The sequence below is a fragment of the Kribbella sp. NPDC104740 genome (assembly GCF_055583505.1).
This window is the reverse complement of sequence record NZ_JBVJNV010000002.1, coordinates 493,902-505,819: the sequence shown is the minus strand read 5'-3', so window position 1 is coordinate 505,819 and position 11,918 is coordinate 493,902. Positions and strand designations below refer to the sequence as shown.

Here is an 11,918-nt window from a genome sequence, read left to right as displayed (position 1 = left end):
GGAAGCTCCTAGTCGGTGATCAGGACGACGCCGGACGGCGCGTCCAGGGCCTTCACCGTCAGTTCGGCGGCGCGGTCGAGATGGACCCGCGGCTCGGCGGGAACCTTCTCGGGGTTGTAGGTGCCGGGGCCGTAGAACTGGCCGTAGCTGAGGACGACGCCGCCCTCGGCGAGCACCGACGCCTCCAGCTCGGCGACGGCCCGCGCGTCCGGGCCGTCGGCCAGCTGCCAGGCGACGGTCTGGGCCAGGACCTTCGGCGACCCGCTCTGCCGGGCGGCCTCGAGCAGGTTCTGGTTGCCCTCGGTCCGGATCCGCGCGTTCAGCGCGTCGTGCGCGGCGATGTCGGCCAGGTCGTCGGGCAGGTCGGTCAGCTCGTTCAGGACGACGTCCGGCCGGAACTCCTTGACCGCCCGGATCAGCTCCTCGCGGTCGAACACGTCACAGACGATCGGCTCCGCACCGAGCTCGCGCAGCAGCTCCGCCTTGCCCGCCGAGCGGGTCATCGCGCCGACCACGTGCCCGGCCCCGACCAGCAGCGGGACCAGCCGCTGCCCGATCACACCGGATGCTCCGGCCAGAAAAATCCTCATCGCAGACAGCCCTTCGTTCTATTCTGGATATTTGATGTCCAAATCAATGTACGACCTGACTATGCCTCGGTCAAGCCAGTAGATTCGTTGACGACGAGCCGGTGATCACCACCAAGGCCGGCAGCCCGATCGCGCCCGGGCCGTACGCCAAGGGCGGGTCGCGCAAGTCGATGCTCAGCTCGCTCGACCACAGCCTGCGCGATCTCGGGACCGAGTACGTCGACGTCTCCTACCACCACCGGCCCGACCCGGAGACGGTTCGGATTGGTTGCCTACAGCCCATTGGCGCAGGGGCTGCTGACCGGCAAGTACCTCGACGGCACGATCCCCGAAGGCGCCCGGGCGGCGAACAGCGCGTTCCTGTCATCAGCTCGACCACAACCTCGCGGCGCTGAGCTTCCCGCCGCTGACCGATGCCGAGTTGGCGCTGATCGACGAGCATGGTGTGCACGGCACCGGCCAGCGGTCCTGATCTGTGGAGGCGTTCGTGACCCTTTCCCCTGAAGCTTCCTACCGGCTGCGTTACGGCTCGGAGGAGACCTCGTCGGCCGTGTGGACCGAGGTGCTCGCGCAGCAGCTCGCGCACCGGTCGGTGCGGAGCTACCGGCCGGACCCGGTCTCGGACGAGACGCTGACGGCGCTGATCGCGGCGGCGCAGTCGGCGCCGACGTCGGGCAACCTGCAGCTGTGGAGCGTGGTCGCCGTACGGGAGGAAGCGCGTCGTACGCGGCTGGCCGAGCTCGCGGGGGAGCAGGACTTCATCGCGGAGGCGCCGCTGCTGCTGGTGTGGCTCGCGGACCTGGCCCGCGCCCGGCACGTGACGGAGCAGATCGGGCAGGCGTCGTCGGAGGGGGCGGACTTCGTCGAGGCGGCGCTGCTCGGCTTCGTCGACGTCGCGCTCGCGGCCCAGAACGCGGCGCTGGCCGCGGAGTCGCTCGGGCTCGGCACGGTGTTCGTCGGTGCGATCCGGAACCGGCCGCTCGAGGTCGCGGCCGAGCTGGAGCTGCCGGCGAACGTGTTCCCGGTCTTCGGGCTGACCGTCGGCTACCCCGACCGGTACGCCGAGACGACGGTCAAGCCGCGGCTCCCGCAGGAGGCCGTGCTGCACCACGAGCGGTACGCGCTGGAGCCGCAGGCCGCGCACGTGGACGCGTACGAGGAGGTGCTGAACGAGTACTACGCCGCGGCCGGGCTGCCGATGAGCTGGGTCCGGCGGGTGGCCTCGCGGTTCGGGAGCGTGGCCGGGCTGAAGGGCCGCGAGCACCTGCGCGAGGCGCTCCGGGTGAAGGGGTTCCAGCTTCGGTGAGAGCGCTTGCGTGACGGAGGGGACCACTGGCGCGTTGTCAGGGCATGAAGACTCACGGGGACAGTGTTGAGGAGGTTCGGCCGGACACGGTCGATCCCGGGCTCGCGGCGGCGACGCTGAGCGTCTACGCGCACCGGCACGAGGTGATCCATCTGTTGTACTCGGCAACCGATGAGCCGGACGCGCTGCGCCGGGTGTCGGAGATCCTGCACCTGGAGGAGTCGACCGTGGCCCGGGTGCTGGACCAGCCGCTGCGCTGGATGACGGCTCCGGCGCGCGAGGCGCTGGAGCTGGCCGCCGCCCGCGGGATGGCGGCCGAGCTCAGTCCAGCGGTGGCGGAGCTCAGCCCAGCGGTGGTGGAGTGACCCACTCAGCGCTCGCCTCGTCAGCAGGGCGGGGTGCGGTCCTCGTGGAGCGACGGGCTAGCGCTTCGCGCTGATCGCGAGTAGGGCGGTGTCGTCGGCGAGCGGTTCGCCGAAGCTGGTGAGCAGGTCGGAGAGGGCTTTGACCAGCTCGCTGGCCGGCGTACCGGCGTACTGGACGGCGAGGTTGCGCAGGGCCTGCTCGCCGTAGAAGTCGCCGTCGACGCGGGCCTCGGTGAGGCCGTCGGTGTAGAGCAGGAGCGTGTCGCCGGGTTGCAGGCGCAGGCGGGTCGGGGGGAACTCGCCGGTCGGGAGGATGCCGATCAGCGTGCCGTCGGCGCTCGGGAGGAACCCGGCGGTGCCGTCGGCGCAGATCAGCAGCGGCGGCGGGTGTCCGCCGGAGGCGAACTCGATCTCGACCTGGCCGGTGCCGGGGTCGCGGGTCAGCGTGCCGAAGACGGCGGTGCAGTACCGCGGGTCGCCGGTCGCGAAGCGCTCGTTGAGGACGGCGTTGAGCGTCGCGAGCGCGGAGCCGGGATCGTGCAGCGCGGCGGCGCGCAGGGTGTAGCGGGCGAGCGAGGTGACGGCCGCGGCGGCCGGGCCCTTGCCGCAGACGTCGCCGAGGAAGAAGCCCCAGCGTTCCCGGTCGACGGCGAAGACGTCGTAGAAGTCGCCGCCGAGCTGGATCGCGGAGGCGGTGTGGTAGTACGCCGCGGTCTCGACGCCGGGAATGTCGGGGAGCTGCGCGGGGAGCAGGGATTGCTGGAGAACGGCCAGCGCGTCCTGGAGCTGAGCGCGATCGGCTTCGGCCTGGCGCTGGGCCTCCTCGGCCAGCTTGCGGCCTCTCAGCAGCTCCTCCTCGTACGCCCGGCGGATCTGCGCGTCGAAGACCGTCGTACGGATCAGCGCCGATTCGCCGTTGTCGTCGTACTTGACGATCGACGAGACCAGGACCGGGAGGCGGCCGCCGTCGGTCTGCTTGAGCTCGAGGGCGACGCCGCTGACCTCGCCCTGCATCCGCAGCAGCGGTGCGAGGTGCGTCTCGTGGTACAGCCGGCCGCCGATCGTCAGCAGGTCGGTGAAGCGCTTCCGGCCGACCACCTCGTCACGCTGCAGCCCGAGCCAGCCGAGCAGGGTCGCGTTGATCATCACGATCGTGCCGTCCATCGCCGTCGACACCTGACCGCTCGGCGCGGACTCGTAGACCTCCTCGGCGCTGTCGCCCTGGCTCACCTCAGGCCCGCGAGGAAGCCGGTGATCGCGAGGTTGGTCGCCTCCGGCGCGGACAGGTGCGGGCAGTGGCCGGTCGCGTCCAGCGTGACGAGGGTCGAGCCGGCGACGGCGGCGTGCGTGTACGCCCCGACCTCGCGCGGCGCGATCACGTCCTCGGTCGCCTCCAGGATCAGCGTCGGCACCCGCACCGAGGCCAGGTCCTCGCGCGAGTCCGACAGGAACGTCGTCCGGGCGAACACCCGCGCCATCGCCGGGTCGGTCGCGCAGAAGCTCGTCGTCAGCTCCTCGCCGAGCTCGGGACGGTCGGCGTTGCCCATGATCACCGGTGCCATCGCCGACGACCAGCCGAGGTAGTTGGACTCCAGCGAGGCGAGCAGCTCGTCGATGTCGTCACGGCCGAAACCGCCGCGGTAGTCGCCGTCGTTCAGGTAGTGCGGCGACGGCGCGACCATCACCAGCGCGCCGATCCGCTCCGGCGCCTTGCGGGCGGCCAGGACGCCGATCATCGCGCTGACCGAGTGCCCGACGAAGACCGCGTCGTGCAGGTCGAGCGCCGTACAGACCTCGACCACGTCGTCGGCGTAGCCCTCGAGGCTGGAGTAGCGGTGCTCGTCGAAGGCGGTCGGGTCGGACTGGCCGGAGCCGATGTAGTCGAACAGGGCGACCCGGTAGTCGTCGGTGAGCGCGGGGACGGTCAGGCGCCACATGTTCTGGTCGCAGCCGAAGCCGTGCGCGAGCAGGACCGTCCGGCCGTCGGGGTTCCCGGTGATGGTGACGTTGTTCCGGCGCAGTGTGTCCACCCGGACATCTTCGCAGCCGGGGCCAGGTCTCGCCGGGACGGCTTACCGGCGCCCGCGCTGCTTGTCGTACAGGGGACCCGGGCAGGGCTCCTCACCGGCGGCGTCGGCGAGGTCGTACGCGACCAGCGGGCAGCGGGTGCAGTAGAGCAGCCCGTCGTCGGGGTCGACCAGCAGGTCGTGGTTGCCGGTCTGGAACGGGACCGGGCAGGCCGTGTGCTCGATCTCCAGGCGGTCCGCGAAGTGCATGTCGCAGCGGATGCAGACCGGGCCGGCGGAGAACCGGCCCTGCGCGGTGACCCGGTGCAGGTCGACCACCTGGTGACCGTTGATCTCGGCGTACGGATCCGTCACGGGCGTCGTCCTCCAGGCTGGTCTGCGCTCGCCCTCCTAGGTGCCCACAGCAAGGTTGTCGTACGCATCCGGTCTACGACGGATCCGTCACGAGCCGGCCGGGACCTGGTCGACGACGGTCAGCAGCTTGTGCAGCATCGTCACCCGGAGCACGGACCCGACCCGCGGCTGCAGCGCCGCGAGGGTCAGCGAGCCGCCCGCGGCATCGGCCGCGCGGTGCAGCTGGACCAGCGCGCCGAGGCCGCTGGAGTCGCAGAACGAGAGGCCGCTCAGGTCCAGGATCAGCGATCGGCCCGCGGAGACCACGGGTTCGCCCGCGGCCAGCAGGTCGTTCGTCGTACCGAAGTCGAGCTCGCCGGAGACCGTCACGACCACATCGGTCCCGCGGTCCTCGGTGCTGACCGTCAGCAGCTGGAAATCGCTCACTGGGGAAGTTTACGGGTGTCGATCAGCTGCTGGGCGACGTCCCGGAGCTTGGTGTTGGTGTCCTGCGAGTAGCGCTTCAGGATCTCGAACGCGCGGCCCTCGTCCAGGTCGAAGCGCTCCATCAGGATCCCCATCGCCTGCCCGACCAGCTTGCGGGCGTCGACCGCCGCCGTCATGGTCTCGCCATCGCGTGCCGCGGCGACCGCGACCGACGCGTGCCGGGCCAGGATGTGCGCGATCGCCTCGTCGTCGGCGGAGAAGGCGTCGGGGTTGCCGTTGTAGAGACTCAGTACGCCGACCAGTTGCTCGGCGGCCCACATCGGGACGTGCAGCACCGAGCCCACGCCGTACGACGTGAGCCGGCGGCTCCAGGCGGGCCAGCGGGTCTCGGTCGCGACGTCGGCGACGTACACGGTGGTGCCGCCGGTGAGGGCCGCGACGAGCGGGCCTTCGCCGGAGTCGATCTGCTCCTGGTAGATCTGCGTGACCAGCTGGTCGGTGACGGCACCGATCTCCCAGCCGCCGTGCGCGGTCAGCACCACCCCGGCGTACGTGCAGGCCTCGGCCTGGAGCGCGAACTGGACGACGGCGTCGACCGTTTCGTCGACACCGTCGGCGTCGTGGAGCTCTACAGCCAGTTGCGCGAACACCGTGGCGAGCAGCGGCTCCGGTCCGTCGAGAGCCTCCTGCAGGACCTGCTGGTCCACCGCCGGGGCCGAAGCGTGCTCAGTCATGCCCCATATGATGCACGGCCGCTCCCTTCGCGCCACATAACTCCGGGTGATGGTCCCGAGTCGTTACCGGCGCGTTGGGCGCTGTTTCCGGTGGTTCGGCGCGGGAACCGGCGACGGGTCAGCACTTCTCGGAGGGAAGGACCGGTTCGATGGGTGACTACGAGGCGTCGACCGTGGTGGATGTCGCGCCGAACGTGCTGTTCGACTACCTGTCGGATGTCGAGCGGCTGCCGGAGTACTTGCCGCAGATGACCTCGGCCCATCGGCTGGAGGAGCCGTCGGTGGAATCGCAGGGTGCGGAGGCGAGGCTTCCGGGGGAGGCGGTCCATGAGCGGGTCGAGGTGGCTGCGGTGGAAGGCGACTCGGCGCGTGAGGTGCGGAGCGAGGCGGAGCTGGAGATCGTCGAGGAGGGCCGGAAGATCCGGTGGTCGGCGCCGGGGCCGCACGAGTACCACGGGGAGCTGGACGTGGACTTCGTGGCGGACGGGACGGCGCGGTTGACGGTGCGGTTGCACACGGCGAACGTGGAGGGGCCGTCGATCGACGAGGGCTTGGAGCGGACGCTGGCCGGGATCAAGGCGACGGTGGAGAGCCCGGAGAAGCAGCCGCGGGAGTAGGTGCCCGGGGCTTGGTATTCACCCACCGTCGGTGCTGGGTCGCGGGTAACCTCCCCGGGTCGAGAAGCTGCAGCGGGTACTCGACGGTTTGGTGGCTGACGGCGCTTCGGGCGTACTGCTGCATTGGCGCGGGCCCGAGGGGGAGTGGGCCGGCAGCAGCGGGGTGGGCGAACGGGCGGGTGGGCAACCTGTGGACCCGTCGAGCTGGTTCCGAGCCGGAAGCATCACGAAGACCTTCACCGCGGCCGTCGTACTGCAGTTGGCTTCCGAAGGACTGGTACGACTCGACGGCCCGGCAGCGGACTGGTTGCCGGCGGACGTGTCGGTGAGGCAGTTGCTGAACCACACGAGTCGCCTCTACAGCTACACCGACGACCTCCCGGACGTGGCAGGAATCGTCGAGGGCCGCTTCGACCACTGGGACCCTCGGGAGACGCTGGCTCGCGTGGTGGGAAAGCCCCGCGTCGCCGAGGAGTGGTCCTACTCGAACACCAACTACATCGCCCTCGGCCTGCTGATCGAAGCGGTCACCGGCCGCCCGTACGCCGATCTTGTGCACGACCGGATCCTCGAGCCGCTCGGCTTGGAGCACACCCGTCTCCCCGGCGACGACCTGGAGCTTCCCGCGCCCGGTCTGCACGCTTACCTGGAGGTCGACGGCGACCTGGTGGACGTCGCCCGGGTGAACGTCTCCCAGGCGTGGGCCGCCGGTGAGCTGATGTCCACGGCGGCCGACCTGAACCGCTTCTACTCGGCGCTGCTCGGCGGCGAACTGCTCGACGCGGAAGCCCTGGACGAGATGCTCACCGCCGTGCCCACTGGCGACGGTTCGGCGTACGGCCTGGGCATCGCGCGCGAGACTCTGCCCGACGGCCAGGTCCTGTGGGGCCACACCGGCGGGATCTTCGGCTATCGCACCATCAGCTACCACGCACCTGACCTCACCCGGCAGGTCACGCTCGCCCACGCCGGAGCCCACGGCGAGGAACCAGATACAGCTCCGCTGCTGGCGGCGCTGCTCGGCTGAGCCCTGCTCGGCTGGTGCGTTGCAGGAACCTGCAACGGGTTTGCCGGTTTCGGGTGCGGCGGCGAGCGTGTGCGGACCAGGCCCCCGCCGGGGGCAAACCGCCCACTGGAGGAATCATGTTCGAGATCAAGCGTGGAGCTGCCGCCGTACTGACCGTGCCGTTGCTGGTCGGTGGCTTCGTGGTCGTCAGCACGCAGACCGCCGAGGCGGCCTGCAACCGCCCGGCGACGCAGAACCTCAGCCCGGCCGCCGGGCGGGTCAAGTCCGCGTCGCCGCTGCGCGTCGGGCCGTCGGAGGGATGCGGCGTGGTGCGCACGATCGGCACCGGGACCGACCTGTTCTACCACTGCTGGGTCGAGAACACGGCCGGCAACAAGTGGACCTACGTCCGGGTCGCGAACACCAACGTCGAGGGCTGGATGTACAACGGCAACCTCAACGACGGCGGCAGCGTGCACCCCGACAACCGCTGCCGGGCCTGACCCCGAGGACGGCGCCTCACGCACGGGGCGAGGCGCCGTCCCTCAGCGGGCCGAGGCGACCGCGAGGAGGAACCAGCCGGTGTGCGGGATCCACTGTTCGGCCCAGCGCCAGCTGTCGCCCTCGGGCGCGTCGTCCGGGAGGAAGGCGATGTCGTTCTCGTCTGTCCAGCCGGCGGTGATGCCGTTGAGGATGCCGCCGGGGAGGTTGGGGAAGTCCGACGAGTAGTCGGCGTTGTTGCGGCCGCGGCCGTGGAGCATCGAGGTGTCGAAGGGGTTTCGGCCGGTGATCCAGGCGAGTTGGTCGGCGGCGAAGGTGTGGAGGTCCGCGGTGCGGGCCCCGGGGTGTTTCGCGCAGGCGTGTGCGGCGGCCGCCAAGGAGGCGATCGCGGCGTTCTCGCCCTGCCACCAGTAGCCGGTTTCGTTGGCGTGGGGGAAGAAGAAGGCCTCGCGGGGTGTGCAACCGGTTGGTTGGTTGAGGGTGCGGGGGTAGCCGAAAGGGTTGGGGACGGATGCGGTGCGGTCGAGGATCGCGTGCATCGCGGTGATCGCCGTACGGCGTGCGGCGGCGGCTTCGGGAGCGTGGGGGACGAGCTCGGCGAAGCGGAGCAGGGCGAGGATCGGGAGGCCCGGTTCGGCGGCGTGGAAGAAGGGCCGGCCCAGGTCGTCGGCCCGGAAACAGCCGGAGTGGTTGTTGCGGGAGGTCCCGGGGCCGTTGTCGGCGGGCTGCTCGTACCGGCTGATGAGGGAAGCGGCTCGGCGGCGGGCGGCTTCGGTGCTCACCTCGTGCGGCTGCCCGGCTGCGGCCAGAGCTGCGGTCAGTTCGGTGGCGGCGAGGAGGGCGCAGTAGTCGTCGATGATCGACTCCTTGCCGTCGAAGAGGTAAACGAGGTTGTGCTCCTCGAGGTGCTCGAACGCTTCGCGGGCCGCCGTCAGGTACGTCGTACGGGGGAAGTCGCCGTCGTCGTCGGCTGTCGCCGCGCGGGCCAGGGCGGCGATGGCCAGGCCGCCGCCTTGGCGGTACGCCGCTTGGTAGCGGCTGGTGCGGACGCAGTTCTGGAGTGGCGCGGTGATCACGCGTTCGTCGAGTTGCTTGGTGAGGGCGTCGAAGATGCCGGTGTAGAAGTAGCCGTCGGGCGATTGGAGGCGGACCAGGAAGTCGGCGCCCCAGAGAGCCTCGTCGCGGAGGCGGGGGCCGAGGATCTTGGTGAGCGCGGGGCCCAGTTCGTCGCGGGCGGCGAGCATGGCCCAGGCGCAGAGGGGGATCTGCTGCGGGCTCATCGTCGACGTGTAGGTGAGGTGGGAGAGGAACTTGCTGGTGTCGCCGCTCGCGTCGAGCCAGCCGCCGCGGGCGTCGACCGTCGTACCGGAGTCGTCGTCCCAGCGATGCGCGGTCCGGTCCTTGCGGTCGATCTCGCCGCTGGAGCGCATGGCTTTGAAGTAGGCCAGTACGTCGGACATGGTCTGGCGCTGGAGGCGCTCGGGGGCGATCACGAAGGGCTCGGAGGTGAGCTCGAGGTCGCCGGTCCGGGCGCGCACGAAATAGGTGCCGGGGGCAAGGGATTGCGGGAGGGGGATCCGGGAGTACGGACCGCCCGTCCACCCCGGTACCTTCTCGATCTTTCCTGGGACCAGCTGATGGGTCGTGCCGGGTCCGACGAGCTCGGCGGTGAGCGGTCCTGAGGGGACGACCGCGATGACGGCTGTCGTGACGCCGGCGCCGAGGTGGGGGACCAGGATCATCGGCGCGCGCTCGTCCCGAGGGTGCATCAGCCCATTGTCTGCTGATTCCGGCTCACCGGGCTCCGCTCAGATTGAGTGTTCAACTATCATGGTCGGAGGCGACCGAGGGAGTTGGGGAAGATGGCGATCTTCAGGCTGAATCATGCGGTGCTGTACGTCGGGGACGTGGCGAGGAGTGTCGCGTTCTACCGTGACGTGCTCGGCTTCGGGTACACCGAGGGTGGTGACGGTTTCCAGGGTGCCGCGTTCCTGCGCGCGCCGGGCTCGACCAACGACCACGACCTCGGGCTGTTCGAGATCGGCGCGCAGGCCGGGCCGTCGCTGGCCGGGCGCGCGACGGTCGGGCTGTACCACCTGGCGTGGGAGGTCGACACGCTCGGCGACCTCGCGGATCTCGAGCAGGGGCTGACCGCGGCCGGCGCGCTGGTCGGCAAGTCCGACCACGGGACGACGAAGTCGCTGTACGGGAAGGACCCGGACGGGCTGGAGTTCGAGATCGTGTGGATCATCCCGGCGGATCTGCTGACCGATGCCGACCGCAACAAAGCGGGGGTGGCGCCGCTGGACCTCGCGGCCGAGCTGGAGAAGTACGGGCGCGAGGCGAAGAGCGGCGTGGGGATCTCCCGGGTCTAGGCGCCGGCGCGACCGCGTAAGCGTCGCCCTAGCTGCCGAGCAGGGTGAGGTCGCGTTCGGCGTACTGGCGGTGTTCCCACTCCTCGATGAGGACGATGTTCAGGCACTCGGTGATCGGGAGGTCTTCGATCACCGGCCAGCCGGGGGCGGTTTGGCTGACCGTCGTGGCGAGTCGGGCGTCGGTGAGGTCGGCGAGGAAATCGCGGACCATCGTCTGGCGCTCGGTGCGGAGGGCGAGCGCCTCGTCGAGCGACGGGCGCGCCTCGCGGTCCCACGGGATGCCGGGCCAGCCGGGGGCCTCGTCCCAGGGGAGGCTGAGCGGGTGCCACGGTGCCGGGTTGCCGAGGATCATCCGGCCGACCCAGGCGTCGCTGGCGAAGCTCAGGTGCCGCAGGGTCTGGATGAACGACCACTCGCCGCCGACGCTGCGGTGCAGGTCCTCCTCGGGGAAGCTGCGGGCGCGCTCGACCGTGCCGGCCCAGAGGCGTTCGAGGATCGCCCAGGCCTCGCGGTAGCCGTCGGCGGTCTCCGGGCGCATCTTCGTGCGTTCCGGCGTACGGCGGTTCAGCTCGGCGTCGATCAGCGGTGCGATGTCGACACCGTTCACGACCACGTTGATCAGCTCGCCGTGGATCTCCACGTCGTGCAGCTCGACGCCGTGCAGCGTGCTGCGGTAGAGGCCGCCGCCGCGGACCACGAGATCGCTGAAGTCGACCTTGCGTACGAGTTGTCTGTCGTCCATGGCAGCCACGATAAGACCGTTGCCGGACATTCCCCTTCCGCGATTCCGGTCCGATGATGAGCAGATGGACGAGCACGAGCTGAACAGGGTGATCTGGAGCGCGGGGACCTGGGACGCGGTGGCGACGCTGGTCGCGTCCGTCGGGCCGAAGCTGCTGGACGAGGTGCCGGTCGGGCCGGGCGTCGAAGTGCTCGACGTCGCGACCGGTTCGGGCAGCTCGGTCGCGATCCCGGCCGCGCAGCGCGGCGCCACGGTCGTCGGGAGCGACCTGACGCCGCAGCACTTCGTGGCCGGACGGCGACGGGCCGCCGAGGTGGGCGTCGAGCTGGAGTGGGTCGAGGCGGACGCCGAGGACCTGCCGTTCGAGGACGGGCGGTTCGACCGGGTGTTCTCGACGTTCGGGCACATGTTCGCGCCGGACCAGGCGAAGGCCGGCGCCGAGCTGGTCCGGGTCTGCAAGCCGGGCGGCACGATCGCGCTCGCCACCTGGACGCCGTCCGGGTACGCCGGACAGCTGTTCGGCGTGATCGGCCGGCACCTCCCGCCGGCTCCCGGTGGAGCGTCACCGGCCGCGTGGGGCGAGGCCGACCACGTCCGCGCGATGGTCCCCGGCGTGGACTTCACCTTCCACACCGACAGCGTCGACCTGACCGCGCCGAGCGTCGAGGAGTTCGCCGCGTTCTACGCCGGGAACTTCGGCCCCCTGGTGGTCGCTCGCGAGGCGCTCGGGCCGGGCTGGCCGGCGCTGCACGACGACCTGCTTGCCTACGACAACGAGTGGAACACGGCCACCGACGGGTCGCTGCGGATCGCCGCGGAGTACCTGGTCTCGGTCGGTCGCAAGCCCGTCGCCGGTTGACCGCATACTGTGCACA

The 11,918-nt window shown here is 70.6% G+C and carries 16 protein-coding genes; 8 read left to right on the top strand and 8 right to left on the bottom strand.

Features of this window, described 5'->3' with window-relative positions; translation table 11 throughout:
- Window positions 1–8: 8 nt before the first annotated feature.
- On the bottom strand, window positions 9–590 hold the full coding sequence (locus ACZ6Z4_RS11975) for an NAD-dependent epimerase/dehydratase family protein (RefSeq protein ID WP_465561821.1): 582 nt from the start codon (window positions 588–590) through the stop codon (window positions 9–11).
- Window positions 591–691: 101 nt separating this feature from the next.
- Between ACZ6Z4_RS11975 and ACZ6Z4_RS11970 the strand changes: the two genes are divergently transcribed.
- From ACZ6Z4_RS11970 to ACZ6Z4_RS11960, 3 genes are all read left to right on the top strand, one after another.
- On the top strand, window positions 692–985 hold the full coding sequence (locus ACZ6Z4_RS11970; protein ID WP_465561819.1) for an aldo/keto reductase: 294 nt from the start codon (window positions 692–694) through the stop codon (window positions 983–985).
- 92 nt (window positions 986–1,077) lie between these two features.
- Complete coding sequence (locus ACZ6Z4_RS11965; protein WP_465561817.1) at window positions 1,078–1,896, top strand: NADPH-dependent oxidoreductase; 819 nt, start codon at window positions 1,078–1,080, stop codon at window positions 1,894–1,896.
- A gap of 44 nt (window positions 1,897–1,940) precedes the next feature.
- A complete protein-coding gene (locus tag ACZ6Z4_RS11960; RefSeq protein WP_465561815.1) occupies window positions 1,941–2,261 on the top strand; it encodes a hypothetical protein in 321 nt (106 codons plus the stop codon).
- Between the two features lie 57 nt (window positions 2,262–2,318).
- Here the strand turns inward: ACZ6Z4_RS11960 and ACZ6Z4_RS11955 are convergent, their stop codons facing one another.
- The 5 genes from ACZ6Z4_RS11955 to ACZ6Z4_RS11935 all read right to left on the bottom strand — a co-directional run bounded on the left by ACZ6Z4_RS11955 (window position 2,319) and on the right by ACZ6Z4_RS11935 (window position 5,802).
- Window positions 2,319–3,491, bottom strand: a complete 1,173-nt coding sequence (locus ACZ6Z4_RS11955; RefSeq protein ID WP_465561813.1) for a PP2C family protein-serine/threonine phosphatase — start codon at window positions 3,489–3,491, stop codon at window positions 2,319–2,321.
- Window positions 3,488–4,291 (bottom strand): alpha/beta fold hydrolase, encoded by an 804-nt coding sequence (locus ACZ6Z4_RS11950; protein ID WP_465561811.1) that lies wholly within the window; start codon window positions 4,289–4,291, stop codon window positions 3,488–3,490. Before ACZ6Z4_RS11950 ends, ACZ6Z4_RS11955 begins: the two co-directional genes overlap by 4 nt.
- Window positions 4,292–4,333: 42 nt before the next feature.
- Window positions 4,334–4,642: a hypothetical protein gene (locus tag ACZ6Z4_RS11945; RefSeq protein WP_465561809.1), complete on the bottom strand. Its 309-nt coding sequence runs from the start codon at window positions 4,640–4,642 to the stop codon at window positions 4,334–4,336.
- Window positions 4,643–4,729: 87 nt separating this feature from the next.
- Window positions 4,730–5,068, bottom strand: a complete 339-nt coding sequence (locus ACZ6Z4_RS11940; RefSeq protein ID WP_465561807.1) for an STAS domain-containing protein — start codon at window positions 5,066–5,068, stop codon at window positions 4,730–4,732.
- The gene (locus ACZ6Z4_RS11935; protein WP_465561805.1) at window positions 5,065–5,802 is read right to left on the bottom strand and encodes a GAF and ANTAR domain-containing protein; all 738 of its coding nucleotides are present in this window, start codon (window positions 5,800–5,802) and stop codon (window positions 5,065–5,067) included. The genes ACZ6Z4_RS11940 and ACZ6Z4_RS11935 overlap by 4 nt, the downstream gene beginning before the upstream one ends.
- Window positions 5,803–5,951: 149 nt before the next feature.
- Here ACZ6Z4_RS11935 and ACZ6Z4_RS11930 point away from each other — a divergent pair, with 149 nt between their 5' ends.
- From ACZ6Z4_RS11930 to ACZ6Z4_RS11920, 3 genes are all read left to right on the top strand, one after another.
- Window positions 5,952–6,419, top strand: coding sequence for an SRPBCC family protein (locus tag ACZ6Z4_RS11930; protein ID WP_465561803.1), 468 nt, complete (start codon window positions 5,952–5,954; stop codon window positions 6,417–6,419).
- A 67-nt stretch (window positions 6,420–6,486) separates the two neighbouring features.
- Entirely contained in the window at window positions 6,487–7,446 is a 960-nt protein-coding gene (locus ACZ6Z4_RS11925) for a serine hydrolase domain-containing protein (RefSeq protein ID WP_465563749.1), read from the top strand.
- 116 nt (window positions 7,447–7,562) lie between these two features.
- Window positions 7,563–7,928 carry a hypothetical protein gene (locus ACZ6Z4_RS11920; RefSeq protein ID WP_465561801.1) on the top strand — a complete coding sequence of 122 codons (366 nt, stop codon included), beginning with the start codon at window positions 7,563–7,565 and terminating at the stop codon, window positions 7,926–7,928.
- Window positions 7,929–7,970: 42 nt separating this feature from the next.
- On the opposite strand, the gene ACZ6Z4_RS11915 is transcribed toward ACZ6Z4_RS11920, so the two are convergent.
- The gene (locus ACZ6Z4_RS11915; protein WP_465561799.1) at window positions 7,971–9,695 is read right to left on the bottom strand and encodes a glycoside hydrolase family 9 protein; all 1,725 of its coding nucleotides are present in this window, start codon (window positions 9,693–9,695) and stop codon (window positions 7,971–7,973) included.
- 93 nt (window positions 9,696–9,788) lie between these two features.
- Between ACZ6Z4_RS11915 and ACZ6Z4_RS11910 the strand changes: the two genes are divergently transcribed.
- Window positions 9,789–10,301, top strand: a complete 513-nt coding sequence (locus tag ACZ6Z4_RS11910) for a VOC family protein (RefSeq protein ID WP_465561797.1) — start codon at window positions 9,789–9,791, stop codon at window positions 10,299–10,301.
- Window positions 10,302–10,329: 28 nt separating this feature from the next.
- Here ACZ6Z4_RS11910 and ACZ6Z4_RS11905 read toward each other — a convergent pair whose 3' ends face one another.
- Window positions 10,330–11,043, bottom strand: a complete 714-nt coding sequence (locus ACZ6Z4_RS11905; protein ID WP_465561795.1) for a DinB family protein — start codon at window positions 11,041–11,043, stop codon at window positions 10,330–10,332.
- 64 nt (window positions 11,044–11,107) lie between these two features.
- Here ACZ6Z4_RS11905 and ACZ6Z4_RS11900 point away from each other — a divergent pair, with 64 nt between their 5' ends.
- Window positions 11,108–11,902, top strand: a complete 795-nt coding sequence (locus tag ACZ6Z4_RS11900) for a class I SAM-dependent methyltransferase (protein WP_465561792.1) — start codon at window positions 11,108–11,110, stop codon at window positions 11,900–11,902.
- The last annotated feature ends 16 nt before the right edge of the window (window positions 11,903–11,918 follow it).